Source organism: Pseudomonas sp. BC42 (assembly GCF_021560055.1).
Taxonomy (GTDB): domain Bacteria; phylum Pseudomonadota; class Gammaproteobacteria; order Pseudomonadales; family Pseudomonadaceae; genus Aquipseudomonas.
The window spans coordinates 6,644,867-6,670,062 of record NZ_CP091067.1; the positions used below are offsets into that span (position 1 = coordinate 6,644,867).

The 25,196-nt window shown below is 64.5% G+C and carries 27 protein-coding genes and 1 tRNA gene; 7 read left to right on the top strand and 21 right to left on the bottom strand.

The window, feature by feature from the left end; all coding sequences use genetic code 11:
- The first annotated feature begins 33 nt into the window (after positions 1-33).
- From L1O02_RS30045 to L1O02_RS30055, 3 genes are all read left to right on the top strand, one after another.
- A tRNA-Arg gene (locus tag L1O02_RS30045) sits at positions 34-110 on the top strand.
- A gap of 167 nt (positions 111-277) precedes the next feature.
- Positions 278-1,129 carry a hypothetical protein gene (locus tag L1O02_RS30050; protein WP_235759285.1) on the top strand — a complete coding sequence of 284 codons (852 nt, stop codon included), beginning with the start codon at positions 278-280 and terminating at the stop codon, positions 1,127-1,129.
- Positions 1,113-1,577, top strand: a complete 465-nt coding sequence (locus L1O02_RS30055; RefSeq protein ID WP_235759287.1) for a hypothetical protein — start codon at positions 1,113-1,115, stop codon at positions 1,575-1,577. The genes L1O02_RS30050 and L1O02_RS30055 overlap by 17 nt, the downstream gene beginning before the upstream one ends.
- 18 nt (positions 1,578-1,595) lie before the next feature.
- On the opposite strand, the gene L1O02_RS30060 is transcribed toward L1O02_RS30055, so the two are convergent.
- The 7 genes from L1O02_RS30060 to L1O02_RS30090 all read right to left on the bottom strand — a co-directional run bounded on the left by L1O02_RS30060 (position 1,596) and on the right by L1O02_RS30090 (position 6,317).
- Positions 1,596-1,784 carry a hypothetical protein gene (locus L1O02_RS30060; RefSeq protein ID WP_060836951.1) on the bottom strand — a complete coding sequence of 63 codons (189 nt, stop codon included), beginning with the start codon at positions 1,782-1,784 and terminating at the stop codon, positions 1,596-1,598.
- Between the two features lie 72 nt (positions 1,785-1,856).
- Positions 1,857-2,525 (bottom strand): hypothetical protein, encoded by a 669-nt coding sequence (locus L1O02_RS30065; RefSeq protein ID WP_060836950.1) that lies wholly within the window; start codon positions 2,523-2,525, stop codon positions 1,857-1,859.
- Complete coding sequence (locus L1O02_RS30070) at positions 2,522-3,103, bottom strand: RNA polymerase sigma factor (RefSeq protein ID WP_235759290.1); 582 nt, start codon at positions 3,101-3,103, stop codon at positions 2,522-2,524. Before L1O02_RS30070 ends, L1O02_RS30065 begins: the two co-directional genes overlap by 4 nt.
- Before the next feature lie 37 nt (positions 3,104-3,140).
- Entirely contained in the window at positions 3,141-4,910 is a 1,770-nt protein-coding gene (locus tag L1O02_RS30075; RefSeq protein WP_235759292.1) for a VWA domain-containing protein, read from the bottom strand.
- A gap of 89 nt (positions 4,911-4,999) precedes the next feature.
- Complete coding sequence (locus L1O02_RS30080; RefSeq protein WP_060836947.1) at positions 5,000-5,560, bottom strand: YbhB/YbcL family Raf kinase inhibitor-like protein; 561 nt, start codon at positions 5,558-5,560, stop codon at positions 5,000-5,002.
- Between the two features lie 222 nt (positions 5,561-5,782).
- Positions 5,783-6,061, bottom strand: coding sequence for a BrnA antitoxin family protein (locus L1O02_RS30085; protein WP_235759294.1), 279 nt, complete (start codon positions 6,059-6,061; stop codon positions 5,783-5,785).
- Complete coding sequence (locus L1O02_RS30090) at positions 6,039-6,317, bottom strand: BrnT family toxin (RefSeq protein ID WP_102882683.1); 279 nt, start codon at positions 6,315-6,317, stop codon at positions 6,039-6,041. Before L1O02_RS30090 ends, L1O02_RS30085 begins: the two co-directional genes overlap by 23 nt.
- A 420-nt stretch (positions 6,318-6,737) precedes the next feature.
- On the opposite strand from L1O02_RS30090, the gene L1O02_RS30095 reads away from it, so the two are divergent.
- Both L1O02_RS30095 and L1O02_RS30100 read left to right on the top strand, forming a co-directional pair.
- Entirely contained in the window at positions 6,738-7,007 is a 270-nt protein-coding gene (locus L1O02_RS30095) for a hypothetical protein (protein ID WP_235759296.1), read from the top strand.
- A 48-nt stretch (positions 7,008-7,055) separates the two neighbouring features.
- A complete protein-coding gene (locus tag L1O02_RS30100; protein WP_235759298.1) occupies positions 7,056-7,649 on the top strand; it encodes a DUF4291 domain-containing protein in 594 nt (197 codons plus the stop codon).
- A gap of 88 nt (positions 7,650-7,737) precedes the next feature.
- Here the strand turns inward: L1O02_RS30100 and pgaD are convergent, their stop codons facing one another.
- From pgaD to L1O02_RS30155, 11 genes are all read right to left on the bottom strand, one after another.
- Positions 7,738-8,244 (bottom strand): poly-beta-1,6-N-acetyl-D-glucosamine biosynthesis protein PgaD, encoded by a 507-nt coding sequence (pgaD, locus tag L1O02_RS30105; RefSeq protein WP_060836943.1) that lies wholly within the window; start codon positions 8,242-8,244, stop codon positions 7,738-7,740.
- Positions 8,244-9,593 carry a poly-beta-1,6-N-acetyl-D-glucosamine synthase gene (pgaC, locus tag L1O02_RS30110; RefSeq protein ID WP_060836942.1) on the bottom strand — a complete coding sequence of 450 codons (1,350 nt, stop codon included), beginning with the start codon at positions 9,591-9,593 and terminating at the stop codon, positions 8,244-8,246. The genes pgaD and pgaC overlap by 1 nt, the downstream gene beginning before the upstream one ends.
- A 3-nt stretch (positions 9,594-9,596) precedes the next feature.
- Positions 9,597-11,594 carry a poly-beta-1,6-N-acetyl-D-glucosamine N-deacetylase PgaB gene (gene pgaB / locus L1O02_RS30115; protein WP_060841857.1) on the bottom strand — a complete coding sequence of 666 codons (1,998 nt, stop codon included), beginning with the start codon at positions 11,592-11,594 and terminating at the stop codon, positions 9,597-9,599.
- A 14-nt stretch (positions 11,595-11,608) separates the two neighbouring features.
- Positions 11,609-14,095: a poly-beta-1,6 N-acetyl-D-glucosamine export porin PgaA gene (gene pgaA, locus L1O02_RS30120; protein ID WP_108545795.1), complete on the bottom strand. Its 2,487-nt coding sequence runs from the start codon at positions 14,093-14,095 to the stop codon at positions 11,609-11,611.
- Positions 14,096-14,399: 304 nt separating this feature from the next.
- Positions 14,400-15,902: a YdgA family protein gene (locus L1O02_RS30125; protein WP_108545794.1), complete on the bottom strand. Its 1,503-nt coding sequence runs from the start codon at positions 15,900-15,902 to the stop codon at positions 14,400-14,402.
- 260 nt (positions 15,903-16,162) lie between these two features.
- The gene (locus L1O02_RS30130) at positions 16,163-16,798 is read right to left on the bottom strand and encodes a hypothetical protein (RefSeq protein ID WP_060836939.1); all 636 of its coding nucleotides are present in this window, start codon (positions 16,796-16,798) and stop codon (positions 16,163-16,165) included.
- A gap of 92 nt (positions 16,799-16,890) precedes the next feature.
- Positions 16,891-18,339 carry a TolC family protein gene (locus L1O02_RS30135; RefSeq protein WP_108545793.1) on the bottom strand — a complete coding sequence of 483 codons (1,449 nt, stop codon included), beginning with the start codon at positions 18,337-18,339 and terminating at the stop codon, positions 16,891-16,893.
- Positions 18,336-19,226, bottom strand: coding sequence for an HlyD family secretion protein (locus L1O02_RS30140; protein ID WP_060836937.1), 891 nt, complete (start codon positions 19,224-19,226; stop codon positions 18,336-18,338). The genes L1O02_RS30135 and L1O02_RS30140 overlap by 4 nt, the downstream gene beginning before the upstream one ends.
- Positions 19,223-19,432, bottom strand: coding sequence for a DUF1656 domain-containing protein (locus L1O02_RS30145; RefSeq protein ID WP_011058538.1), 210 nt, complete (start codon positions 19,430-19,432; stop codon positions 19,223-19,225). Before L1O02_RS30145 ends, L1O02_RS30140 begins: the two co-directional genes overlap by 4 nt.
- Positions 19,429-21,516, bottom strand: a complete 2,088-nt coding sequence (locus tag L1O02_RS30150) for an FUSC family protein (protein ID WP_060842110.1) — start codon at positions 21,514-21,516, stop codon at positions 19,429-19,431. Before L1O02_RS30150 ends, L1O02_RS30145 begins: the two co-directional genes overlap by 4 nt.
- Positions 21,513-21,941, bottom strand: a complete 429-nt coding sequence (locus L1O02_RS30155) for a MarR family transcriptional regulator (RefSeq protein WP_060836935.1) — start codon at positions 21,939-21,941, stop codon at positions 21,513-21,515. Before L1O02_RS30155 ends, L1O02_RS30150 begins: the two co-directional genes overlap by 4 nt.
- Before the next feature lie 197 nt (positions 21,942-22,138).
- On the opposite strand from L1O02_RS30155, the gene L1O02_RS30160 reads away from it, so the two are divergent.
- Positions 22,139-22,417, top strand: coding sequence for an antitoxin of toxin-antitoxin stability system (locus L1O02_RS30160; RefSeq protein ID WP_108545791.1), 279 nt, complete (start codon positions 22,139-22,141; stop codon positions 22,415-22,417).
- The gene (locus L1O02_RS30165) at positions 22,414-22,695 is read left to right on the top strand and encodes a type II toxin-antitoxin system RelE/ParE family toxin (protein WP_108545790.1); all 282 of its coding nucleotides are present in this window, start codon (positions 22,414-22,416) and stop codon (positions 22,693-22,695) included. Before L1O02_RS30160 ends, L1O02_RS30165 begins: the two co-directional genes overlap by 4 nt.
- Here the strand turns inward: L1O02_RS30165 and L1O02_RS30170 are convergent.
- From L1O02_RS30170 to L1O02_RS30180, 3 genes are all read right to left on the bottom strand, one after another.
- Positions 22,692-22,937, bottom strand: a complete 246-nt coding sequence (locus L1O02_RS30170) for a DUF2789 domain-containing protein (RefSeq protein ID WP_108545789.1) — start codon at positions 22,935-22,937, stop codon at positions 22,692-22,694. The two genes, L1O02_RS30165 and L1O02_RS30170, sit on opposite strands and share 4 nt — an antisense overlap.
- Positions 22,938-22,951: 14 nt before the next feature.
- Positions 22,952-23,413: a YbaK/EbsC family protein gene (locus L1O02_RS30175; RefSeq protein WP_108545788.1), complete on the bottom strand. Its 462-nt coding sequence runs from the start codon at positions 23,411-23,413 to the stop codon at positions 22,952-22,954.
- A gap of 109 nt (positions 23,414-23,522) precedes the next feature.
- Positions 23,523-25,133: a glycosyltransferase family 39 protein gene (locus L1O02_RS30180; protein WP_060836933.1), complete on the bottom strand. Its 1,611-nt coding sequence runs from the start codon at positions 25,131-25,133 to the stop codon at positions 23,523-23,525.
- Positions 25,134-25,196: the final 63 nt, after the last annotated feature.

Here is a 25,196-nt window from a genome sequence, read left to right on the forward strand (position 1 = left end):
CCGAGTCGACATAGGTATGATGTCGCCCGCACTGCACTCGTAGCTCAGCTGGATAGAGTACTGCCCTCCGAAGGCAGGGGTCGTGGGTTCGAATCCCGCCGAGTGCGCCATCTTTAGCGAAAAAGCCCCTGGCCTGATGGCCTGGGGCTTTTTTGTTTGCGGCTTCCACGTTCCCGGCGACAGCCTTGATCGATTACCCGAACCAGGGCGATGCCGGGCGGCTGTCCTGGCGGGGCGCAACTTGCTACATTCGCCTCCCCCCGGACAGGAGGTCCCCATGCTCTGCCATCCGCTGTGCAACCAGCCCTTCAAGCCAGAACTCCGTGATTGGGTCAGCTGTTTCATGGGCTATGACATGCCCCCGGAGCGGGATGCCGAACTGAGCCGCTTCAACCCCAACGATCCCGAAGACCGCGAATACCTGATCCGTCATTACGCGTTGCGGCGCGACTACCCCCAGCAGAACTTCCGTCATCGGTACCGGCTGGTGCAGGTCCTGGAAGCGGCCCTGGATGACCCGGACCACGATTTCGAACAGGTCTGGAAACCGGTCGAGGATGACGACGAATACGTTCAATGGCCCAACCGTTGGCCGGCGGTGATCGACGACAGCCGGGACTTCTTCCAGCGCCTGCTGGTCGCGGCCCGGGAGCTGTGGCACGAAGATCTGACCCGCGCCCGGTTACCTTCACTGGCAGAGTGCCGGGCGATCCCGGAGCGGGATCGGGGCACCCGCGACTGGCTGTTCAACATCGACAACGCCGAGGCCTGGCGAGCGGTCTTCAATGAGGCGGCCACGCCCTATGACTTCAATACCCAGGGCCCGGTGTTTCAAGGCGAGCAACTGAGCCTGCAACTGTATGGCGACCTGGGGCGTCTGTCCGTGCCTTGCAACTGGCCGGCGAGCCAGGCCCCGACCCACTGCCGCCTGCTGCTCAAGGTGCAGGGCATCAGCGAACTGGCGCTCAGCGGTACGCGCTTCGACGGGCGTATGCGCACCCAACTCACCTGCCTCAACCCCGGTTATCACCTGCGTCTGGAAATCGGCTTCGACTGCGTGATCGAATGCGTGGCGCTGTCCGTGAACATCAGCGACGTCGAAGGAATACGCGATGAAAAGCAATTTTGAAGTGGCCCTGGAGCGTCAGGAAATACCCCAGTTCTTTCGCGGCCAGGGCCAGTACCTGACCCGGGATGGCGATTGGGACGAGCATCTGTACTGCATCAACTGGCCGGGGATCTTCGCTTACCTGCGGGACCACGCCGACGGCGCAGAGCAACTGAGCAGCGCCTTCGAGCTCTACGCCTACAGCGTTGTGGAAACCATCGAGGATTGCTTCGGCCTGCGGGAAAACCTGTTCTGTTACTACTCGACTCGGACCGGCTGGGCGCCCGAGAGCGTCGATCTGCTTGCGCAATTGCCGGAGCCTTGCCGGCGACGCATCGTGCAGCGTTTGAGGTGGTATCGCTGGCAGGTGGAAAATCACGCCCGGCTGCTGCCGGAACGGGCCCGACGCATGACCGCGGACGGTGCCTGCGCCGAGTTCATCGACCTGCCGGCCTTGCCCTACAACTGAATCCGGCGGCCGCCTGAGTTATTCATCCTCGGCGGCTTCGGCGTCCTGCGGCGCTAGCGCGGCATCGTCCTGCGCCTCGGGGTCGGCGCCCTCTTCGGCCTCTTCCAGGCCAAAGTCCTTGCGACTTTCCTTGATGGCCTGACGGATATCCGCGCCCTTGATCGGGCAGTTCAACATTGCCGCTATACGGTCGATGCGGGGTGCCATGACCGGCCTCTCACTTTCTGGAAACTGCGCAGATAGTGCGCGCTTTCCCCGGCGACAGCCAACCCCCGCGCTTTATTGACGACGCAAGGCTTGCAGGCGCGCGTCCAGATCCTCCTGTGGATACTGTTCATGCAGCTGCAGCAGCAGCTCGGCCGCCTCGCGGCTCTGGCCGCCTTCCCACAGGCGCAAGACCGCCTGAAGCTGCTTATCCAGCCGCTTGATGGTCCGCGGCTCGGCCGGGGCCGACATGCGTTGGGCCAACTTGCTCGACTCAGCCCTGGGCTTGGCCATCGCAGGTGGCGCTGCGTCGCTTAGCGCTTCCCGCTCTGGCGCCGCGGCAAAACTGCCCACAGGGGCTGCCGCAGTCATGGGCTCAGGGACACTCAAAGCCCCGGCCAGCTCGGCGGAGCGTGGCGCCGCCTGACGCGCCATGGGCGCCGCTGGGACTGGAGCGGGCGCGGGAACAAAGGCCTGCTCTTGTGGATAGTGCTCCGGGGAAGGCCGCAGCAAGCCAATGACCAGGGCCACGCCAAACAGGCTGGCAAAGGCCAGTTGATAGCGCGGCCGCTGGCAGGCGCGCATCCAGCGCTGCCAAAGACTCGGCTTGGGCGCAGGGGCTTCGCGGCGCGCAGTGGCCAGGATCAGGGCATCCAGATGGGCCGGTGGCTCCTGGGCGCCGTGTTGGCGGATGTGCGCCAGCATCTGCTCTTCAGGGGACGGGGTCTGTCGGGCGTCAGTCATGTGAGTACCTCCTCGGCCAGGAGCCGACGCAATTTTTTCAGCGCATAACGGAAACGGCTTTTCACCGTTTCCAGGGGCGCCTGGGTCAGGCTGGCGATTTCTGGCAGTTCCAGGTCGCCGCGGGCCCGCAGCAGGAACACTTCGCGCTGGTCTTCGGGCAAGTCCTGCAAGGCGGCTTCGATACGCTGCTGGTCGCGGCACAGGCTCAGTTGCTGTTCGGGGCCGGGAGCCTGGTCGGTTTCGCCATGCAGTTGTTCGTCGTAGCTGTCGTGCAGCGGGTTGCGCTGGCCGTGCTTGCGCCAGTGGTCGATCAGGCGGTTGCGCGCGATCTGATACAGCCAGGTACGAAAGCTGGCCCGGCCCTGGGGTTGGCTGGCGCTGCGGATCAGGCTGAGCCAGGTGTCCTGGTAGACCTCTTCCGCCAGCTCGGCCTTGCCGCACAGGCCCAGCACAAAGCCGTACAGACCCTGGCGGTGGCGCTGGTACAGCACCTCGAAAGCCGTCGGATCTCCGGCGCGATAACGTGCCAGCAGCGCTTCATCGCTGCTGGCATCGGTGGACATTTGGGGAGCAGACATGGGGCGGATGAACTCCTGTTCACTGCTCGTGATGTGGCTATTCAAGGCGGCTCTGCACCTGGCTCATGTCCACGGGCTGCGCCTCGGCCTGGGGCGCATTTCCCGCCTGGGTTTTCGGCGCCTGAGTTTGCAGGCTTTGCGCCAGTTCCACCAGTTGCACGAATTCGCCCCGCAGCCCGTAAGGATCCTCGCCCTTGGCGCCGCGGGCCAGCTTGGCGGTGTCGCTCAGGCTGAAGTTGCCGGTGTAGCGGCCGTCCTTGAGTTGCTGGGAGAACGCCGCCACCGCAGCGGCGAAGCGCAAGTCCGGGCTGGCGGCGGAAAGGCTGGCCGGCTGCTGCGCGCTGATCGGCCGTTCGATCAAGCGACTGCTGCCCCCTTGCGGCGCCTTGTAGCGCACCCGCAGCATCGCCAACTCGCCCTGCTTACCGCTCTGTTGCGGCGCCTTGGCCGGTGTATAACGCAGTGGCTCCAGCCAGCCCTTCTCCCCCGCCGGGACGATTTCATACAACGCGGTCACCGTATGCCCAGCGCCGATTTCCCCGGCGTCGACCTTGTCGTTGCTGAAGTCTTCACGCTTGAGGGCACGGTTCTCATAACCCAGCAGGCGGTATTCGCTGACCTGGGCCGGGTTGAACTCCACCTGCAGCTTCACGTCCTTGGCCACCACCGCCAGGGTCGAGCTGAGCTGGTCCACCAGCACCTTGCGCGCTTCGCGCAGGTTGTCGATGTAGGCGTAGTTGCCGTCACCGGCATCGGCCAGTTGCTCCATCAGGTGCTCGTTGTAGTTATCCACACCAAAACCCAGGGTGGTCAGGGACACGCCGCTCTTGCGCTTCTCGGCGGCCATGGCCTTGAGGCTGTCGAAGTCGCTGATGCCGACGTTGAAGTCGCCGTCGGTGGCCAGCAGGATGCGGTTGATGCCCTGGTCGATAAAACCTTGCTGGGCCATCTGGTAGGCCAGCTGGATGCCCGAGGCACCGGCCGTGGAACCGCCGGCGGTGAGCTGGTCGATGGCCGTGCGAATCTTCGCCTTGTCGCGTCCGGAGGTGGGCTCCAGCACCACTCGCGATTCGCCGGCGTAGACCACCAGCGACACCCGATCCTGATCCCGCAGTTGATCCACCAGCAGCTTGAGGGTGCTTTTCACCAGGGGCAGGCCTTCGCGGCGGTCCATGGAGCCGGAGACGTCCACCAGGAACACCAGGTTGGCCGGGGCCAACTCTGCCACTGCACGGTCCGAAGCCTTGATGCCGATGCGCAGCAAGCGGGTGTGGGGATTCCACGGCGAGGGCGCCAGCTCGGTGGTCACGCCGAAGGGCGAACCGTCGGTGGGCAGGGCGTAATCGTAGGGGAAGTAGTTGACCAGCTCCTCAAGGCGCACCGCGCCTTCCGGCGGCAGGCTGCCCTGGTTGAGCAGACGGCGAACATTGGCATAGGCGCCGGTATCGACGTCAGCGCTGAAAGTGGACACCGGCGCTTCGGCAACGCTGTGGATCGGGTTGTCCGCCAGCTTCTGATACTGCTCCCGGGCCTCGTCACGGTAGCCGGCCATACTCGAATCGCGGGCGGCCATCGGCGCCGGCATGGGCGCGGACAAGCCGACCGGACGCACATTGCGCTTGATCATCGCGGCATCGGCGCGCTGCACCTCGTACTGTATTTCGGGCTCGGCCTGCAGCGCGCCCTGGGGCGAAGCCCCGGCGGCGGATTCAGGCTTGGACGATACACCGCAACCGGCCACCGCCAGCAGCAAGCCGGCGGCGAAACCCTGGGCGGCCGGACGAAGAAAATGCAGGGGAAGGGACATGGGGGCTGACCTCGGGAAGAAATGATCCATTCCCCCCTTCAGACGAAGCCCCTGGGCGATTCGGGTTAAGCCCCGAAAAAAAATTTCACTTAGCGCGAATAGCGGCGCACCACGCTGCTATTGCGCAACACGTGACCGTTGATCTTCTCCAGCAACTGGGCGCGGGTCAGCCCGGCGGGCAGCACGTCGGGCGCCAGGTCCAGGGCAAAGATCTGGATGATGTAGTGATGAGCGCTATCGCCCACCGGCGGGCACGGGCCCATGTAGAAAGTGCCATTGCGGCTGTTGAGCCCGGCCAGTCCTTCCAGGGTCGGCTTGGTGCCGGCGCCGGCCGGCAACTGGCGGGTGGTCGGCTTGATCCCGTAATGCACCCAGTGGTCCACGCCCTGGCCCTTGGCGCCGTCCGGATCGTGCATGACGATGGCGTAGCTCAAGGTGCCCTCGGGCCCGGCGGTCCAGCTCAAGGCCGGAGAATTGTTATGCCCGCCACAGCCCTTGGCATCGCTGGCATTGCCGGTGGTGAACAGCCGGTCATCCGAGACCCCGGGAATGTTCAGGGTAAAACGCTCCTGGGCCTGCACGGGAAACTGCAGGCACAGCAGCACGGCACCAGCGGCCAGCCAAGTATTGCGGGAGGCAAAGCGAGACATACGAAAGCACCTTTTTGCGGATGAGATCGGGGTGAGCCAAAAGACTATAGCCTGCACGACAGAGCGCGCCGCTTCGTGCACGGCGCGGTGCAGATTGAGCTTGAGGACAGGGGTAGTTGTAAATGGATATTTCAGACAATCATCGCGATGGCGACCACCCTCCACGGCCGGCAAGAAAGAGCGGCGGGCCATCCGCCCGCCACCGGAAATGATGCGCAGACCTCAATCCCGATGGGCCTGCATGTACTGACGCAGCAATTGGTTGATCCGCGTCTGGTAACCCGCGCCCTGGCCCTTGAACCACTCCAGCACATCGGCGTCCAGGCGAATGGTCACGGCCTTCTTGCCCGGCAGGTGCACCTCGGCGCGGCGAAAGAAATCGTCATCCAGCTCGGGGATATCAGAAGTATCGATGCCCTGGTCATCGGTTTTCGCCAGGCGCTCCCAATCCGTTTTCGATCCGTCAGTTTTCGATCCGTCAGTTTTCGATCCGTTGGACATAATATTTAGCCTCCCGCTTAGTGGCTTTGCGCGCCGAGATGATGCGCACCGCATGACCCCGCCGCTCGGTATGAACCACCACGCCCACCAGCGTCCTGATCCAACCGAGGCTGACCCAGCGCTCCTCGCCGTAGTCCAGGCGCTCATCGCGCAAGGACAGCACCGGACGCTGGAACATCAGCACCGCATCGTTGAAATCGATGCCGTGCTTGAGCAGGTTGGCGTGGTTCTTGGCCTCGTCCCATTCAAAGTACATGAGCATTTCCGTATTTACAAATGTACATACAGGCTAGCCGAGCGTTCGCCAAAAGCGCCCTGGGTAAACACCTGGAAATACAGTCGCAAGCGGGATGGATGTGTACGGAAAAACCCCTACAGCGTTCTCGGAAAAGACTTCGCCGTACTTGCCTTGCACCGCTGGAAGCCGGCGGCTTATAGTCCGGCCGTCGCCCAGATGGCGATCCAGGTTTGGCGACCTGGCAATAGAGAATGCAAACAACCTGCTTGCAGGTTTTTTTGCGCCCGCATGATTGCTCTATGGCGGTTGTGCGTGGGAGACCTTCGGGTCTGTCGGTTTTCTCTATTGCCGGCTCGCCAACCTGCGCACAACTGCCACCTATTGTTTGGCGACGGTAAGTGGACAGCCGCTCAACTAACGGAATAGAGAGAACTGATCATGAACCGCTACATGCCGATCACCGGCCACGACTGCCTGATTCCTTCCCTGCTGATCGACACCCAGGCGCCCATCGATGTGCTGCACGACGCCGCAGCCTTTCGCATCCGCGCCGCGACCCAACTGCTGGAGCACTTCGCCGCCGAGACCCTGCGCAGCGAACCGCTGGTTTTGCAGGAACTGACCCTGGTGTGCAGCATCCTGCTGCGCGATGGCTGTGATCTGCTGGATGTGACATCACGGCGCCTGCAACCGCAGGCCATGCTCTAAACACCCCCGGGCGGCTTCCCGGCCGCCCGCTTTTCATAAGGAAATGCCATGCATAAACCCCCGACAGAACTCCCCCAGCGCCAGATCCGCGCGCTCTACGACGCCGACACCATCCGCGTCTACCAGGCCTATTCCGACAGCATCGCCGACGCCGCCCTGGCCCACGGCACCTTCGTCTCCCCACCCTTCAAGATGGAGCGCATGACCTGGATAAAGCCGTCTTTCCTGTGGATGATGTACCGCGCCGGCTGGGGCTACAAAGACGCCGGACAGACCCGCATCCTGGCCATCGACATCAGCCGCGAAGGCTTTGAATGGGCCCTGGCCAACGGCTGCCTGAGCCATGCCGACGAGTCCATGAGCAAGGAAGAGTGGTTGAAGTTGAAAGACCAGTCACCGGTACGGATCCAGTGGGACCCGGAGCGCGACCTGTACCTGCGGCCCCAGGAACACCGCGCGATCCAGATCGGCCTGAGCAAGGAGGCCGTGCAGCTGTACGTGAACCAGTGGATCAAGCGCATCACCGATGTCACGCCCCTGGCTCACGAGATTCATCGACTGATTGAGGGTGGGGATCTGGAGAAGGCTTGCAGCCTGCTTCCTGAGGAGCGGGAGTACCCCATCATGGTCGAGCGGCTCTGACCCTCCGGCAACATCGGGTCGTGAGCCGAGCTCTCCAGTGCCGCACCTTCACAATTCTCGCCAGATCGAGTCCAGAACAAGGATCTGCCTACTTCTCCCTCTCCTCCGAATGCAGATGAATCACCCGCGGCGGCGGTTCCACCACCAGTGGAGGGTGCTGCTGATCCTCGGGGCGGATACGGTAGAACTGCGTGGTGACATGGGTGATGCCCCCCTCTTCATCGTTGTGCACGGTCATGATCCCGGGCTGGCGCATCTGGGCGAAGGTTTCGTCGCTGAGCTTGAAGCTGTCACTCAAGCGCTTGTCGTCCACCACCGGTGCCGGCAGCCGTGGCGGGTAGTTGCGGTTGCGACGCTGGCGGTAACGGGCCCAGGAAATCAGCAGCAGGGCATTGAGCACCGCCACCCAGGCGTAGAACTGCAAGGTGGTCAGGGCGCCGAGCATGCCGGATTCGAAACGCGGCCCCTCATGGGTGTCCAGCAGGGGGATGAGCCCGCGGATCAGCAGGTACAGCAGGCCGACCCAGGCCAGTACGGTGAGGACAACGTCGACGACCACCATGAACGGTCGCTGGCGGGTTCGAATGATTTTCATCAGCGCGCCTCCTCTTCGTCATCGATGGGTTTGATACCCCGGTCCGGGCTGACCCAGCGCGCCCGTTTCTGATGCTCGCCAAACAGCACCTTGGGAAAGCTCACCAGGGTGGTGAGCAGGCTGATGAACCAGAACACCAACGGATACCAGACCACCCAGAACATGGTCTTCCACAGGTCCTTCTCATAACGCCGGTCGATCAGGATGCTCACCGCGAACTGGGCCAGGCACACCATCGCCAGCACCAGGCCGGTGAAGGCCGGCGGCAAAATAGAGTGCACCGCGATGGCCTCGGGCATGACGATGAACTTGCCCAGCACCCAGAAAATCATCGACAGCAGGAACGTGAAGGCCCAGCCGGTGGACAGGCAGTAGTCGAACAGCAGGGTCCACAGGTAGCGGTGGCGCCACTCCCAGATGCCACGGATGTTCTTGAACAGCACCTCGGCGCCACCCTGGGCCCAGCGCAGCCGCTGCTTCCACAAGCCGCGCAAGGTCTCCGGCATGAGGATCCAGCACAACGCCCGGGGCTCGTAGAACACGTACCAGTGGTCCAGTTGCAGCTTCCAGCTGATGTCGATGTCTTCGGTGACCATGTCCGGGCTCCAGTAGCCCACCCGGTGCAAGGCCGTGCGACGGAAGGCGACGATCACCCCGGAGACGGTGAAGACTTTGCCGAACACCCGCTGGGTGCGCTTGATCAGGCCGATGATCGAGGAGAATTCACCCACCTGAACCCGGCCCACCAGGGTCGAGCGGGTGCGGATCCGCGGGTTGCCGGTGACCGCGCCCAGGCGCGGGTTGTCCAGCATTGGCGCCACCAGGTAAGCGGCGGTATTGGGCGCCAGCAAGGCGTCGCCATCGATGCACACCAGGTACTCACTGCGTGCCGCCACCGCCCCCATGCGCAGGGCCACGGCCTTGCCCTGGTTCTGCGCCAGGTGCAGCACCCGCAGGCGGGGGTCCTGGGCTGCGATCGCGTCGAGGACCTCGGCGGTGTTGTCCTTGGAGCCATCGTTGATGGCGATCACTTCGATGTTCGGGTAGTGCTGCGCCAGCGCCGCGTGAAGGGTGTCGGCGACGTTGTCCCCTTCGTTGTAGCAGGGGATGAGGATGCTGATCAGCGGCTCCCCGGCCAGCGGCGGCGGCAAGGTGTCATCGGACCAGGGCCAGTGGCGCTCCCAGTGCAGCCAGAAATACAGGCCGCCGGCGATCCACAGCGCCGACATGAACAGCGGGTAGTAGAAGACGAAGTCCATGAGGAATTCGCCAGTCACCAGGAAGATCAGCCCCAGGGGCACTCCGAGGACCAGCGCCAGCACCACCAGGGCGAATATACGATCCATCATGATTCAGGGGCTCCATTTGTTGGAGAGCGCGGGCCGCAGGGTTTTCAGGTCCGGTGAGTTCTCGAGGAAGTTGTCCGGGTAGTAACCGAAGTGGGTCGCCCCTCGGCGCTTGAGCCGGCCCATCCAGTCCGCCATCTGCTGGGCCGACAGCTCGCTGGCGGGCTTCTGCCGCCAGTCCCGGGCCTGGAGCTCGAACACCGTGCGCTGCAGGGCACCGGGTCGGGCCCGCACCTGATCCACCAGGGCCTCCAGCCAGGGCCCGGACTGCTTCAGGCTCTGTCCTTCCATCAGGGGCATGGCCATGGGCGCGGTCCAGTCGTAGTTGACCAGGAAGTCGTCGAGGTTCTGGGCGAACCAGGCTTCGCTCTGCGGATTGACGATCGGTTCGGCAAACAGGTTGCGCGCGGTCTGCACCTGGGGCCCGCGGATCGCCCGGACCTTGGCCGTCAGCTCATGGGTGAAGTCGATCAGGTAGCGGCTCTTGAAACGGGTCCAGCGCTGCAGGGTCGCCGGATCGTCGCGCAGGCCGGCGATGGAATCCGGCAGCCCCTGGGCGGCATAGGCGCGCAAGGCCGCGGGGCTGGCGTCTTCGAAGTCCGAAAGCACGGCGTCGTCGTGGAACAGGATGCCGTCGACCGAGGTCAGCCGCGCCAGGTCTTCATACAGGTCGCCAATCAGGCGCCGCACGCTCGGGTCGAAGGGCGACAGCCGCTGGTACTGCTTGGGATCGACGCCGGTCTGGCCGCTGGCCGGGTCCCAGCGCGTGACGCGGGGCAGGTGGGCATCCAGGGCAAAGCTGAGCACCGGCATCCAGGCGTAGACCTTGACGTGGGCCCGGGTGCGCAGTTGCCAGGCGACCCGGTCGAACAGGTCGGCGCGCATCGGCAGGTGGCGGTTGGGGAAGTACAGCGACTGCACCAGGCCATCCCCCTTGGGATCGGCAAACGCCTGGAGGAACACGGTATTGACCCCCAGGTCGGCCATGCGCTGCACCAGCCTGCCGAGGTTGATTTCCTGCTGCTTGGGATCCGGGTCGTAGACATTGTCCAGGTCCACGTGCGCCACCCGCATCGGGGCGCTGGCCTCGGTGCCGACGATGCTGTTGGAGAAGTGCATGCCGTCCGGGTCGGAAACCACCAGGAAGCGCGGGCTGCTCATCAGGTTGTCGAGGGTATCCAGACCGTCGTCCAGGGTCAGGGCCATCTTGAAGCCCTGGCTGTCGACCACTTGCAGGGTGGAGCCGTCGGCCGTGCCATAAGGCCAGACCCAGATCCGCGGGCGATAGCCGGCCACCGCCAGGATCTTGTCCGAGATGCTGGTCACGTCGTGGCGCATCCGCGCCTGGAAATCCGCCTCGCTTTCATAGCGACCGGTGGCGGCGTCATAGCGTCGGGTGGCCGCCGCCGGCTGCAGGTTGCCCTGGGGGTTGGCGAGAATGCCCAGGTGGCTGTGGTCGGTATGGGCGGCAATTTCCACCAGCCCGGAGCGCGAGATCTCGCGCACCTGGGCCCAGGTCAGGAACTGCGAACGGGGCCGCAGCTCGCCGGCGAAATCCACCGGCTGATTGGCCGGGGTGTCGATCCACACGCCCACCGGCGCCAGCACCGCGGGCCAGCGATAGCTGCGCAGCACCGGCAGCACGCGGGTGTAGAAGCTCGAATAACCGTCGTCGAAGGTCAGCAGGATGGCCTTGGCCGGCAGTTCCGGCCCCCCTTTGCGCGCCGCCAGGATCTGGTCCACGGTCACCGGCCGGTAGCCGTTCTCCCGCAGCCAGGCCAGTTGCTCGATCATCCGCTCGGTGCGCACCGCCACCACCCGCTGGTCCGGGTCGCGATCCTCGATGTCGTGGTAGGCAATGCCCAGCACGTGGTTTTTCGGCCACGGCGCCTCGCTGTGAGGCAAGGGGCGCTGCGCCGGGGCGACAAACTCCGCCGCGGGCTGGGAACAGGCGCTGAGAACCAGGACTCCCAGCAGGAGGATGCAACGGTTGATCAGGCGCATCATCACGCTCGTCTCTAGAAACGATAGGTAAGGTCGACCGCCAGACGCAGATCGGTTTCCCGATCGCCGTCGTAGGGCCGGTTGATCACGCTCAAGACGCCAGCGATATCGAACACGTCATTCCAGCTGTAGCGCTGGCCGTAGCTGAGCAGCCCCACCGCGCCGGTGGCATAGCCGCGTTCACTGTAAGTCCCGGCACCGGCCTGGAACTGCTGGCTCCAGGCGGTTTGATAGCGGTGATAGAGCACGTGGTTGACGGTGACCGTGGGCAGCACGCTGAGATCCGCCTCGGGGTTGTAGTAGGGCGTGTCTTGCAGGGTGTTGTGGCTGGCGCCCACTTCCAGGCCGAGGTCGACCTGCACCTTGGGTGAGCGGTAGACCCCTTCACGGCCGGTGAGCAGCGCTTCGAAACGGTTGTTGCCGTCGCTGAAATGCGACGGGCTGAGGGACAGTTTCCATTCCCGGCTTTCATTGGCCCGCCAGCGCAGGAAAGCGCTGCCGCCATTGGCGCTGATGTCACTGTTCAACGCCCGCAGCGGGGTGTTGGCCGAGAGGTAGTCGAGGCTGCCGCCGTATTGCCAGTGATCGTCGATGTCACGGGCCAGGGACACCCGGGCACCGGTCTTGTCGCCATAGCCGTAGGAGTGGTTGGAGACTTCGGCTTCCAGGGTCATGTCACGGGTTCGCCGCTCCACCCCCAGGACCTGCCAGCGGTGGTGGCCGATGCCTTCGGGAAAATCGCCCATGGCGTAGCCGATCCCGCCGAACAGGCGCCAGTCCTCGGCAATCGGCGGCGTATAAAGCCGGCTTTCGATGCCGAAATCCCGGCTCCCGGCCACTGCGCCGGCACCGCTGCTGCCGCCGCCGTAGCTCTTGCCGCCGTAGGTCGAGACGCGCAACTCGGCCATGTCATGCACTTCGCGCTCGCGGGCCAGGCGCTGCACCTGGCGGCTTTCCGGGAAGCGCTCGAGCACATCGTCGGTCAAGGCATCCAGTTGCCGCCATTCCTGCAGTTCCAGGGCGGTGTGCCCCTGGGACACTTCCAGGCTGACATCGCGGGGGGCCACGCTTTCGGTTTCCTTGAGCAGGCTTTCCGAGCGCCGCGGCCAGTCCCGCACCCGGTACAGGTCGGCCTGGGCCAGACGCACACTGATATTGCCCGGGGCCTGCTCGGCCAGGGCCTCCAGCCGTTGTTCGGTGCCCGGCAGGTCCGCCCCCGAAACACCGGCAGCACCGGCCTGGGCCGCCAGCAGTTGCGCATCGACCCAATCGTCATTGGGGTCGCCGACGGTTTGTCCGGTGAGCTGAATCCGCCGTGGCGTGCTGTCGGCCAGGTCATTGGCGAGCTTCAGCGCCTCTTCCGGCTGTTCGCTCTCCAGCAGCGCGTAGTACAGGGCGGTGGTGTCTTCCAGACGGTACGTGGCATCGCCATCCGGGGCCGACAGTACGCGCCGATACAGATCCGCGGCCATTTCCGGCTGGCGCTGGTCGAGGTAGGAAGCCGCCACCCAGCGCAGAGCATAGAGGGGAATGGCCACACCGGCAGCGGTGAGCTGCTCATATTCGCTGATCACCTCTGCGGTACGCGCCCGAGACTTGAGCGCCCCCAACCGGTCGATGCGCCAGCGGGTCAGGTCTTCCTGAGCCTGAGGGTCATGCTCCCAGGCCGCGAACAGGGCGTCATAGTCGGCCAGGGCGCGGTCGGCCACCACAAACCGTTCCTTTTCGCCACGGCTGGCCAGCTCCGACAGGCGCACCCGCTCGGCCGCCAGATCGGCCTGGATCCGCCGCTGAATGACCGGATCGATCAGCCCCGGATGCTGCCGGGCCAGGCGCAGGGCCGGCTCCGGCAAGCGCGCCCGTTGCAGGGCGTAGATGTATTCACGCAGGACCTCGGGCTTGTCGCCGGCGCGAACAAAGGCCTGGTCGTACTCGGCCAGGGCGTCGTAGGGCTGATTGGCCCGGGTCAGTGCATAGCCCAGCGCCAGGCGCCGCGACGGATCATCGGGCTTGGCCGCCACCAGAGCCCGGGTCCGGGCCACCGCCTCCGCCGGCTGGTTGGCGTCGGCCTGGGTCAGGGCCAGGCCCAGTTGCAGGTCGGCATTCTGCGGCTCGCGCTCCAGGGCCTGGCGATAAAGCCGGGTGGCGTTGTCAAACTGCTTGAGGTTGCGATAGGCCCGGGCCGTGGCCGTCAGCGCCTGCAGCGGCAGCACGCGGTTGCGTCCCTGGGTTTCATAGACCTTCACCACCTCGGCGTCGAACCCGGCCCAGCTGGCGATCTGCAAGTGATCACTGACCAGTCCGTTGTTCAAGGCACTGTCCGGCACCTGCCGCAGATGGTCGAGTGCCGGGGCATAACTGCCGGCCCGGGCCTGGATGATCAACTGGTCATAGGCGGCATCGGCCCAGGCTCCCCCGGACCAGAGCAGTTGGCTGCACAGCGCCAGGCCAAAAAGCGGGCGCAGACCACAACGGCGAGCGGGATGAGCAATATGTGGCATTTCGTCAGCATCCTTACATAGCAAGCCGGAGCTCAACCCGCTCGCCCTTGCAGACGTCAGGTAGCGGGAATGCATGACCCGGCATAGCTTTCCGGGAAATTCTTCCACGAAGGGTAGTCGAGAATTTGAATCCCCATCTTTATTCAGAATCAGTTTTCAAGACCTGTGCAGGCACCGCGTCAGAGCGGTCGGCGTTCGCCCGTCACCGCCCAGGTGCTGCAGACAGCACAACGCCCGGGCTGCGTCACACAGCACCGGGCGTCGAGGGGGATTCAGGGGCGGGCAAAGCGCCCCTTTTAATGGCTTATTGCAGGGCGCCAGCACCGCCCATCTTGCTCATGACAAAGCCCACGAACTGTTCAACGCTCATCTTCTGGCCGTTGAAATTCACCTCGTTGTTGGCGTAGTGCAGCGCTGATACCACGTTATTGCCTTCCAGCTTGGCCAGTTGAGTGGCCAGGGCCATGGCGCTGAGCATTTCCGCGGTGGCCGCGCTCTGCTCGGCAATCTGCTTGGCATCGGTCAGGCCTTCAGCCTGGGCCTGCAAGGCCGCCACGTCCGCCACCATCGGCTTGGACAGCGACAGCTTGGCGTCCAGTTGGCTGACCAGTTGCTTGCCCAGCTCGGCCGGCGGCAGCTCCAGGCTCTGCGGCTTGGCCAGATCCAGGCTCAGGCTGAAACGGCTTTCACCACCGGCGGTCTTGAATGCCAGGCTTTCCAGGGCGATCTGCGGCTTGGCTTCCAGGACCTTGTTCACCGCCGCACGTACCTTGACCTCTTGAGCTTCGCTCATTTGCAGTTCCGGCGCCGGCTCGCCCTCGGCAGTGGCCGCGGTGGCAGCCTGCTGATACGGCTGCAGCACGGTCTGGTAGATCTGGAGCAGATCGAGCATGCCCTGGCTGTCGAGGTTCTTCATGCTCCAGAGCATCTCGGCCGAACCCACGGTCTTGCCGTCGAAGGCGATTTCGCCCACTCGGTAATCCGCGCGGCCCGCTAACGTGCTGCCGGTTTCTTCGCTGGAGGTCTTCTGTTCGAAGTTCTTCAGGGTCAGCACCGACTGCTTGTCACCGAAGGTGGCCTTGGTGCTGGTGAGCTCCAGGGTGTTCTGGCCCAGGTAGTAGTCGAAGCTGCTCTTTTGCAGGTTGCTGGCCAGGGTCAGGCCGTTGATTTCCAGTTTGAGCGGTGCCTTATCCGACGAGCTGAGGAACAGGCTCAGGCTGTCCATGTAGCCGTCGACCTTGGCTTTCTGGCGGTTTTCGCTGACGCTGAAGGTGGCGTTCAGGCCGGAGAACTTGAGGTTGTTCAGCTCATCCCGGGCCAGCTCCATCGGAGCGAAATCCACAGTGCCCTCGGCGGACAGGTCATAGCCAACATTGACCACGCCCTTGAACGGTGCAGCACCCTTGGTGGCGGCAAACAACTTGTCGGTCTGGGCATTATTTTCCAGTTGGAAATGACTGGACGCCATGACGGGCAGCCACTTGAGACGGATCAGGCGCGAGAACGGCAGCGGGCCGTGTTCGATGTGGTCGGCGATCATCAGTTCCAGATCGCCACCGAACACTTCACCCTGGCCCTTGAGGCGGTAGCGGGCGTTGCTGCTGAATACGCCACGCTCCAGGGACACCAGTTCCAGGGTAGCGGTGGCGTCGTAGCCGATCAGCGCCGTCTGCAGCTCCTTGTTGCTCTCGATCACCTGCTGCTGCAGGACCCCTTCCAGCTTGGTGCCGGTGTACCAGGCGCCGCCGGCACTGATGGCACCTACTGCGACGACGATTCCTAACAGTACGCCTGCTGATTTATTCATGTCTGACCCGATCAATATCCGTTGTTTGAAGGTGTGCTGGTCTTCCCTGAACCCATGACGGGTCGCGGCTCGACTCCGCGTAAAAACGGCGCAGATTACCACTGGCGGCCAAAGCTAAACCAGCAGCAAGCTACAAGCCTCAAGTTGCAAGCTAGCGGCAGCAGGCGGCTTGAGGCTTGAGGCTTGAGGCTTGAGGCTTGAGGCTTGCAGCTTGCAGCTTGCAGCTTGCAGCTTGCAGCTTGCAGCTTGCAGCTTGCAGCTCAGGAGTATTGGACTTCCAGGGCATCGAGTTGATGGTCGAAGCTTTTGAGGCGCGCGCTCCAGGTGTAGACCAGGACCTCGAAATCCCGGTCGATCACCGTGCTGTTGCCCCGGGACTCGCCCCGGGGGTCGCAGAAGTCCAGCTGATAGCGTTCCCGGGCCATGGCGGTGGCGACGTCCGACAGCTCGCGGGCGTTGCTCAGCCAGTGGTGGCCGTCGTCGGCCTGCTTGTCGAGCAGCATGCACTGCTTCTTAAGGGCTTCCAGGCTCTTTTCCAGCGGGGTGCCGGTCAGTTCGCCCATGACTTCGGCGAAGGTGCGCCCCGGTTGCCAGTAGCTGCCCCAGAAATAGCGGTCGAACACGGTTTCGACCCGGCGCAGGGCAACCTTGGTGTCCCAGATCACCACCAGGGTCTTGCTCTGTTCGAGCTGTCGTTTCCTGATTTTCTGATTCTGCCAGGAGGCCCAGGCCACCACGCCAATGGCCAGCACCGCGATCAGCGCACTGGCGCTGTCGAGAAAGACCATGGCCTTGTCGATCTGATGGGCCAGCATGATGCCGTAGAAGTAGGTGGCAGAGAGCAGCACCAGCGCACAGAGCGCGCACCAGAAGCCCGGAGCATAAGGGTTTTTCATTATTGGAATCCCCATGACCATCACATGCTTTGATCGGTTGCAAAACCCGTTGCACCACAGGCTTTGCAACTGTTCAAAGCATAGCAACGGCCTCAGGGTTTGATCGGTGGCGAAGCTTGCGTTCGTCCGCTTTCCCAGCCGCCACCCAGGGCCAGGAACAGATCGATCTGGCTCATTGCCACCTGGGTGTTGGCCGCCGCCAGTTGCGCGCGCATATCGGTGTAGGTGCGGGTGGCTTGCAGGTCGGCGAGGAAGGACACGCGTCCGGCCTGGAAGAAGCGGTGGGTCTGGTCCGCCGCCTGTTGCGCCGACTGCTCGGCATCTGCCAGGGCCTCGCGGCGTTGCAGTTGCGCGCTGTACTGGGCCAGGCCGGTCTGGGTTTCACGAATGGCGTTGAGCACCACGCCGTCGAAATGCGCCAGGGCGCCCTGGCTCGCGGCCTCGGCCTCATGAATGCGCTCGCGGGCGCCGTTGGCCGGCACCGTCCAGCTGATCAGCGGGCCGAAGCCCCAGCGGTTGGTGGACGGCTTGCCGAGGTTGTCGAGGATGCCCACGGTGCCGACCGTCGCGCCAATGCTGATGTCCGGGTACAGGGCCCCGGTGGCCACGCCGATGCGCGCGGTGGCGGCGGCCAGCTGGCGCTCGGCCTGGCGTACGTCGGGACGGCGCTTGAGCAGTGCCGCGCCGTCACCCACCGGCAACAGTTGGGCGATGTGCGGTAACTCGGCGCACGTACCGGTGCCAGCGGGCAATTGATCCACCGGCCTGGCCAGCAGCATCGACAGGCGAAACAGCCCCGACTGGCGCGCGGCTTCATAGCGCGGCAGCTCGGCGCGCAGGGATTTGAACTGGGTCTGGGAGCGGGTGACCTGGGTTTCGTCGCCGCGCCCGGCATCGCGCAGGCGCTGGGTCAGTTCGGTGCTCTGGGCTTGCAGGCTCAGGGAGTGCTCGGCGATTTCCCGCTCTTCGTTGGCCGCGCAGACCTGGGTGTAGGCCCGCACCACATCCGCCACCAGGGTGATGCGCGCGGTATCGGCCGCGGCCTGGGTCGCGTCGGCATTGGCCTGGGCCGCCTCGATGCCGCGCTGCAGGGTGCCGAACAGGTCGAATTGGTAAGAGGTGCTGATGGACAGGTTGCCGACGTTGGCCACCGGTACTTTTTCCGGCAGCAGGAAGGCCTCGCCGGATTCCTGCAGGCGCTCGACCCCGGCCTTGGCCCCACCGCTCCAGCCGCCGGCGGCCTGGGCTTCATCTACCTGGGCCCGGGCGCGGGCCAGGTTGGCCGCGGCTACCCGCAAGTCGGTATTGGACGCCAGGGCCTGCTGTACCAGCTGGTCCAGGCGCGGGTCCTGGTACAGCCGCCACCAGTCGGCGGGCACCGGTGCCGACACCACGTTGGCGTCCTTGGCGCTCAACTCGCCCTGCAAGTCCTGGCGTTGCAGCGCCGCGTCCTTGGGCAGCCGGTAATCCGGCCCGACCATCTGGCAGGCCGAGAGCAGCAGGCCGAGCCCGGCCAGGGCCAAACATGCGCCCGGCTTCATTGCCCGGGCTCCCGCTTGGCCTGGTCGTCGAGGATCGACACCGTGGCGGTGCGCCCGGCGATCATGCGGAAGTCCGCCGGCACGTCATCAAAGGCGATCCGCACCGGAATCCGTTGCGCCAGGCGCACCCAGCTGAAGGCCGGGTTGACGTTGGGCAGCAGGTTGGAGCCGCTGCTGCGATCACGGTCCTCGATCCCGGCGACGATGCTTTCCACATGCCCGCGCAGCCGCGCGCGGTCGCCGATCACGCGGATATCCACCGCCTGGCCGACATGGATGCCGTCGAGCTTGGTTTCTTCGAAGTAACCATCGATATGAAAGGAATTGCTGTCCACCACCGACAGCACCGGGCGCCCGGCGGTGACGAACTCCTGGGTGCGCGGCGCGCGGTCGTTGACGTAGCCGTCCACCGGGCTGCGCACCACCGAGCGGTCGAGGTTGAGCTGGGCGCTGTCCACCGCCACCTGGGCCTCGGCCAGGGCCGACTGGGCACGGGCCTCGCGGGACTGGCTTTCTTCCAGTTGCTCGCGCGGCACCAGGTTGCCCAGGCCGCGGTTGCGCTTGGCCTCGCGCTGGGCCTGGGCCAGGGTTTCCTGACGGTCGGCCAGGGCCGCCCTGGCTTGGCGCAGGGCCAGCTTGAAGCGGTCCTGGTCGATGCTGAACAGCACCTGGCCGCGCTTGACCAGCTGGTTGTCGCGCACCTCCACCTGCTGGATCAGCCCGGACACGTCCGGGGCGATTTGCACGATATCGGCGCGGATGTGCCCGTCCCGGGTCCAGGGCGCGAACATGTAGTACATCACCATGCGCCAGACCACCACGACCGCGAAGGTCACCACCAGTAACGTCAGGACCACACGGCCAATGGTCAATAAGGGTTTTTTCATGTCATCAGGTATCGACTCAGAGAGTCCACCGCGCCCAGCAGCAGCGCGTAGAGACCCACGTTGAACAGCGCCCGGTGCCAGACCAGACGATAAAAGTGCAAGCGCGTCAGCACCCCGTGCACCAGCAGGTACAAGCCATAAGTGATGCCCATCAGCACCAGCAGCGTGGGCAGGAACACCCCGCTGATATCCAGATCACCGATCACAAGGGCGCTCCATCAATGCCATGGGGAAGGGGGTGTTCAAGCTCGCCGGTGGCGACGAATTCCACCCCCGGCAGCAGTGCCAGACGCAGGCCGCTGAGGGCGTGCAACAGGTGCAGGCGGGTTTCGTCGTCGCCTTGCAGGCCCTGGCTGCCCAAGGCCCGGCGGGTGCGATCGAGGGTCATCAGCAGGCCGCCGGGGGCCGGCAGGCGTTCGCCGGCCTTGAGGCAGGCCTTGAAGTAGTCGCCGACCTCGGCCACCACCTGGCCCAGCAGGGCCTGGGCCACGCCCCGCACCCGCGGCGCGTAGGCCAGCAGGTCCAGCACGTTGAGCGCCACGCGCAACTCGCGCAGCGCGGCGCCGGTGTCCTGGCCGGTGATGGCCAGGCGCGGCAGGTGCTGCATCAGCCGGTCGAGCATCTGCGCGGCCATGTGCCGGTGCTCGGCCAGGGTTGCAGGCTCGGAAAGGCTGACAATGTCGCGCCAGCTGAAGCGGGTCAGGCGCTTGGCCGCCAGCTCCGAGCCGAACGGTCGGGCGATCAGGGTCCAGACAAAGGCGAATAGCAGGCCCATGGGCCCGGCCAGGTTGGAGTTGGCAAAGCTCAGGAAATCCGCGTCGTAGGCGCCCTGGATACTGATGAAGGACGAGGTGTTGACGATGGTCAGGAGCATGCCCAGGTAGAAGCGCGGCTGTACCGTCAGGGTGCCGACGCAGATAAAGGGCACGGCGAAGGCCAGCACCAGCATCGGAAAATCGTGCAGGTTGGGCAGGATCAGGAACAGGTAGAGGCTGGCGAACAGCACCGACATCGCGGTCCAGAAGAAGAACCGGTAGATCTGCGGCGCCGGGTCGTCCATGGAGGCGAAGAAGCTGCAGGCCACCGCCGCGAGAATCACCGCGCTGCCGCCGTCGGTCCAGCCCAGGAGGATCCACAGTACCGAGGCGACGATGATCGCGAGCACCGTCGAGCCCGCCGAATACAGCATCAGCCCGCGGTCGAGAAACGGCGTCAGGCGGCCCAGGCGCCAATGCCGGTAGACCGCGCGCCAGGTGTCCTGGCTTTCGCACTGGATGGCGTGCTGCAGGCTGCGGCAGTCCTGCCAGAGGTCGATCCACTCACCGAGGCGATACAGGGCATTGGAAAACAGCAGCTGGCGTCGATCGTCCAGCGCTTCAGCGCTGGGCTGCAGGGCTTCGAGCTCGCTGCGCAGGGCCTGCCAGTGTTCCACCGAGGCATCCCGGGCGGTGCCTTGCAGCCAGGCTTCGGCCTTGGCCAGCACAGGGGCAAATTGCGCCACCAGCTCCGGGGTCCGCCGCTCCAGGGCATACAGGGCGTCATCCAGGGCGTCCACCACTGGCAGCAGGTGGATCATCCGACCGCGCAGCTCCTTGGTGTTGCGCACCGTCTGCGGCCGGGCGCCTTCGTGGGGCAACTGGCCAATCATCAGCTCCAGGGTGTTGAAGGTGCCCACCATCGATGTGCGCAGGGCGCTGACCTCTTCGGGCTGGACGTTGCGGGCCAGGAAGCGCTGGCTGTAGAGCGCGGCATCGGCGAACCACTTGCCGGCGGAATCGACGAACACCGGGGCCAGCCGCCGGGGCCAGAACAGGCTGCCGATGACCGCGGCGCAAATGATGCCAAGGAAGATTTCCTCGGTGCGCGCCTCGGCCACGTCCCACACCGCCAGAGGGTTGTCCACCACCGGCAGGGCGATCAGCGGCAGGGTGTAGCCGGCCAGCATCAGCGCGTAGTTGTTGGCGGTGCGCAGGTGCATGGACAGAAACAACAGGATCCCGGTCCACAGGGCAATGATCAGCACCAGCACATAGGGGCTCTGCACGAACATCGGCACCAGCAGCACCGCCGCCGCCGCGCCGAGAAAGGTCCCGATTGCCCGGTACAGCGCCTTGGAACTGGTGGGGCCGACAAAGGGGCTGGAGACGATGTACACCGTGGCCATGGCCCAATAGGGACGGGGCATCTGCATCAGCATGGCGATGTATAGGGCGATCATCGATGCCGCGAAGGTGCGGACACCGTAGAACCAGTCCCGCGCGGGGGGCATGCCGGTAAAGAAGCCTTTCAAGAGGACAGCACCGGCACATGGCTGGCGGACTCGAAGGCGCGGATCACCCGCAGCGCCGCTTCCAGGTCGCTGCTGCTGATGCCTTCCAGAACGTCATGGCGCAGCCGCACCAGCTCGCTTTCCACCGCCTGCACCAGCTCGCGGCCGCTGTCGGTCAGGCTCAGGCACTTGGCCCGACGATCGTTGGGGTCTTCACTGCGGCACACGTAGCCGGCGCTGCACAGTTGATCCAACAGGCGCACCAGCGATGGGCTTTCCATCCCTGCGGCCTGGGCCACGGTGACTTGGCGCACGCCCTCGCCGAGGCGCCCGATCATCAGCAGGGGCACCGCACAGGCTTCGGAAATGCCGAAATTGACCAGGGTGCTCTGGCAGATCCGCCGCCAATGCCGGGACGCGACCACCATGCCACTGCTGATGTTCATGTGGAGTGATTCAAGGGAGTTGGGCACAAGACTGTTCGCACACTGTTAGTTTGCTAACTATCAATATGGCATCGACGAATAAATCCAGTCAAGTTTTGTAACAAATACCTCGATCAAGCCCTGGATCCAGCACCTTCAAAACAGGAAAAGTACTGAAAAGGTATATACTTTTTCAGTACTTTTTGAGGAGAACGCTCATGCCCAAGCACGCCATCTTTACGATGAAACTGGAAACTGAATTGCGGGATCAGTTTATGGCGGAGGCACTGGCCGCACATCGCCCGGCCTCACAGATCGTGCGTGAGTTGATGCGCGAATTTGTGCAGAAACAGCACGAATCCCGGGAATACGAGGCGTTCCTGCAACAGAAAGTCCAACTGGCTCGAGCCTCCTTAGACGCTCAACGCGGGCACAGCCATGAAGAGGTCGAGGCAGAGTTCGCAACCAGACGCGCTCGGGCATCGAGGCTGGAATGAAGGTTGTCTGGGTTCCAGAAGCCCTACAGGACCGCATGGATATCTGGGATTACCTGCATGCGCTCAACCCGAGGGCTGCGGTTGAAATGGACAGGCGCTTCAGCGAATGCGTCAACCATCTGATCCTCAACCCGCAGATCGGCTCAGCAGGGCTGGTGGCCGGAACCCGCGAACTGATCCCCCACCCGAGCTATCGCCTGGTCTATCAGATAAGCCAGGACCGAGCCTGGATCCTGGCCCTGGTTCACACCGCTCGCCAATGGCCGCCACCGACCTAACCCCCGCGCCCCTTCCTCAACAACACATCCAACTGATCCACCACCTCCGCCCAGTCCGCATCATCGAGCACTTCCGTGCGCAGAAAGTCCGCCTGGCTCTTGCTCCAGAAGAACGCGTCCGCCAGGTGCAACTCCGGCTTCAGCGGCGAATGAGTGGCGATGAAACGATCAATACTCTCCGGGTCATCGGCCAGCCCCAACTGCTTGAACAGCGCCTGCAGGTTGTGGGTCGGTGCTTCCATGGTCAGGCTCCTGATCAGTGCGAGACTTCGCAGACTTCAGCGTGGGGCACCAGCTTCAGGTACTGGGCCATGCTCATGTGCACCAGATTGTGGTGGTTGCCGGCTTCCAGATAGATGTCTTTCTGCCGGGTCAGCAGCGGGTCGATCACCACGTCCAGCCCATAGGACTCGCCCAGGGCCGGCACCGCGCCGCGCTCGCAATCGTTGAACAGATGGGCCAGGGTGCTTTCCCGGGTGATCTGCCATTCGCCGCTGCTGCGCACCTTGCCGAGGTCCAGGTGACGGCTGGCCGGCAACACCGCCATCAGGTAGTGGCCGTGGTGATCGTCGAGAATCACCGACTTGGCCACCCGCTCCGCCGGCACCCCCGCCACCCGCGCCGTTTCCAGGCTGCTGGCGGAATGGGGATGGGTCACCAGATCAAACTCGCAAGCGGCCTGTTCCAGGCTGCGCTGCACGGTTCTTGCCATACGCATGATGCACCTCGGTGCCCCGCGAACGGGGACAGGACTGTGACTCCTGATGCAAGTCTAGGTCGCACGGCGCAACTCAATGCCCCGAACTTCCGAACGGCACCCTGCGCGCTCATTGCCCGGTGCAGGGCACACCCGTTGCCGGGCCACAGAGGACAAACAGCCGCGCCCGGGTACCGCCCGCGGCGAACTGACTGACTTTGCGCCACCCCGGCGGCAACGGCGCGAACTCTTCGGCCGGATCGTCCGACCCCACCAGCCAATAGCGCCCGCTGCCCACCGGCAAACGGCTCAACTGGTCCAGGTAGACCTGGTCCGGCTGGTCGATCAGGGTGCCAAAGCCGTAGGCGTTCGGCCTGCTGGAGGCGCCTCCCGGCAGCGGCGGCGTATAGAGCATCGGCTGGGCATCGGTGCGGTTGTAGTAGAGGTAGCTCAGGTACCAAAGCATGTCGCTGATCACGATGCGGTCACCGGCCACGTAGTGCCGGTTGACGTAGTCGACCATCACGCTGACCTGGTCGTTGGCGTCGACATCGATGTTGTTTTTCAGCCCTACCGCTTCCAGCCCGACAAACCCCACCAACAGCGCCAGCGCCACCAGCCGGGCCGATTTCAGCCAGCGATCGACGAGTACCGCGATGATCATCGGCACCCCCAGGGCATAGGCAGTGAGGTAGCGCTCGATAAACACCGGGGAGGCGAACGACACCGCAAACACCAGCAACAACGGCAGCAGGGTGAAACTCGCCAGCAGCCCGCCAAAGCGTACCGGCGCCCACTTACGCCAGGCCGGCACGCTGCAGAGCGCCAGCAACAGCAGCGGCATGCCCACGAACAGCGCCCCGGGCAGGTTGTCGCCCTCGTCCTGGATCAGCAATTGCCAGACCATCGCCGGCAGCGACGTCCACGTCACCGGAGGTTCCCAGCCGACATCGCCGTTGGCCTTCAATTCGTCCATATGCCGCAGCAGGTCCAGCAACTCCGGCACCCAGGGCAGGTACAGCAGCACGATCGCCGCATTCGCCAGCCACCAGGCCGGCCGGACGATCAGACGCCTGTCGCCCTCGCCGCGCACGCCCGACAGCGCCAGGTACAGCCAGTGCGCCAGCACGCAGAAGGCCGTGAAGTAATGGGTGTAGAAGGCCAGGGTCATCAGCAACGCGTAGCTGACCAGATAGCCCCGGCGCGAGGGTTGGCGCAGCCAGTACACCAGGGCCAGGGTCGCCCCCAACAGCAACAGGCCCAGCAGCGCATACATGCGCACTTCCTGGCTGTAGCGCACGGCCGTGGGCAGCAGCGCCAGCAGCACACCGGCGAGAATCGCCGCGCGGCGGGTCGCCAGGAGCGCCACCAGCCAGACGCCCAGCCCTACGGTGACGATCCCCGGCAGCGCGCTGAAGGTGCGAATGGAAAAGATCCCGTCGCCAAACAGTTCGATCCAGCCGCGCAACAGCATGAAATACAGCGGGGGATGCACGTCGCGGGCCGCATGCACCCAGATATCGCTCAGCGAATACTGACTGAGCACCAGGCTGGAGCCTTCATCGCCCCAGATGGCCGCCGCGGTCAGGTCATAAAAGCGAACGGCCGCCGCCAGCAGCAATACCGGCAGCAACCAGTACTCAAGCACCCGGCGCATCAGCCGTTGCACGCCCTGCTCCTGAGGCACGACGGCCTGCTCTTGCAAACGCCCGATCAACTCCGGCGCTCTGCGAAAATCCATTCCTTGCTCCCCATAAATTCGCATGATCTGGTCGCTAAAACCCCGACAGCATCGTCCTTTGCC

What these genes read in the sequence shown, in the direction of transcription:
- L1O02_RS30050 (WP_235759285.1), top strand. Translation starts at nt 278, where the DNA reads ATGCTCTGCCATCCGCTGTGCAACCAGCCCTTCAAGCCAGAACTCCGT.
- L1O02_RS30055 (WP_235759287.1), top strand. Translation starts at nt 1,113, where the DNA reads ATGAAAAGCAATTTTGAAGTGGCCCTGGAGCGTCAGGAAATACCCCAG.
- L1O02_RS30060 (WP_060836951.1), bottom strand. Translation starts at nt 1,784, where the DNA reads ATGGCACCCCGCATCGACCGTATAGCGGCAATGTTGAACTGCCCGATC.
- L1O02_RS30065 (WP_060836950.1), bottom strand. Translation starts at nt 2,525, where the DNA reads ATGACTGACGCCCGACAGACCCCGTCCCCTGAAGAGCAGATGCTGGCG.
- L1O02_RS30070 (WP_235759290.1), bottom strand. Translation starts at nt 3,103, where the DNA reads ATGTCTGCTCCCCAAATGTCCACCGATGCCAGCAGCGATGAAGCGCTG.
- L1O02_RS30075 (WP_235759292.1), bottom strand. Translation starts at nt 4,910, where the DNA reads ATGTCCCTTCCCCTGCATTTTCTTCGTCCGGCCGCCCAGGGTTTCGCC.
- L1O02_RS30080 (WP_060836947.1), bottom strand. Translation starts at nt 5,560, where the DNA reads ATGTCTCGCTTTGCCTCCCGCAATACTTGGCTGGCCGCTGGTGCCGTG.
- L1O02_RS30085 (WP_235759294.1), bottom strand. Translation starts at nt 6,061, where the DNA reads ATGTCCAACGGATCGAAAACTGACGGATCGAAAACTGACGGATCGAAA.
- L1O02_RS30090 (WP_102882683.1), bottom strand. Translation starts at nt 6,317, where the DNA reads ATGTACTTTGAATGGGACGAGGCCAAGAACCACGCCAACCTGCTCAAG.
- L1O02_RS30095 (WP_235759296.1), top strand. Translation starts at nt 6,738, where the DNA reads ATGAACCGCTACATGCCGATCACCGGCCACGACTGCCTGATTCCTTCC.
- L1O02_RS30100 (WP_235759298.1), top strand. Translation starts at nt 7,056, where the DNA reads ATGCATAAACCCCCGACAGAACTCCCCCAGCGCCAGATCCGCGCGCTC.
- pgaD (WP_060836943.1), bottom strand. Translation starts at nt 8,244, where the DNA reads ATGAAAATCATTCGAACCCGCCAGCGACCGTTCATGGTGGTCGTCGAC.
- pgaC (WP_060836942.1), bottom strand. Translation starts at nt 9,593, where the DNA reads ATGATGGATCGTATATTCGCCCTGGTGGTGCTGGCGCTGGTCCTCGGA.
- pgaB (WP_060841857.1), bottom strand. Translation starts at nt 11,594, where the DNA reads ATGCGCCTGATCAACCGTTGCATCCTCCTGCTGGGAGTCCTGGTTCTC.
- pgaA (WP_108545795.1), bottom strand. Translation starts at nt 14,095, where the DNA reads ATGCCACATATTGCTCATCCCGCTCGCCGTTGTGGTCTGCGCCCGCTT.
- L1O02_RS30125 (WP_108545794.1), bottom strand. Translation starts at nt 15,902, where the DNA reads ATGAATAAATCAGCAGGCGTACTGTTAGGAATCGTCGTCGCAGTAGGT.
- L1O02_RS30130 (WP_060836939.1), bottom strand. Translation starts at nt 16,798, where the DNA reads ATGAAAAACCCTTATGCTCCGGGCTTCTGGTGCGCGCTCTGTGCGCTG.
- L1O02_RS30135 (WP_108545793.1), bottom strand. Translation starts at nt 18,339, where the DNA reads ATGAAGCCGGGCGCATGTTTGGCCCTGGCCGGGCTCGGCCTGCTGCTC.
- L1O02_RS30140 (WP_060836937.1), bottom strand. Translation starts at nt 19,226, where the DNA reads ATGAAAAAACCCTTATTGACCATTGGCCGTGTGGTCCTGACGTTACTG.
- L1O02_RS30155 (WP_060836935.1), bottom strand. Translation starts at nt 21,941, where the DNA reads ATGAACATCAGCAGTGGCATGGTGGTCGCGTCCCGGCATTGGCGGCGG.
- L1O02_RS30160 (WP_108545791.1), top strand. Translation starts at nt 22,139, where the DNA reads ATGCCCAAGCACGCCATCTTTACGATGAAACTGGAAACTGAATTGCGG.
- L1O02_RS30165 (WP_108545790.1), top strand. Translation starts at nt 22,414, where the DNA reads ATGAAGGTTGTCTGGGTTCCAGAAGCCCTACAGGACCGCATGGATATC.
- L1O02_RS30170 (WP_108545789.1), bottom strand. Translation starts at nt 22,937, where the DNA reads ATGGAAGCACCGACCCACAACCTGCAGGCGCTGTTCAAGCAGTTGGGG.
- L1O02_RS30175 (WP_108545788.1), bottom strand. Translation starts at nt 23,413, where the DNA reads ATGCGTATGGCAAGAACCGTGCAGCGCAGCCTGGAACAGGCCGCTTGC.
- L1O02_RS30180 (WP_060836933.1), bottom strand. Translation starts at nt 25,133, where the DNA reads ATGGATTTTCGCAGAGCGCCGGAGTTGATCGGGCGTTTGCAAGAGCAG.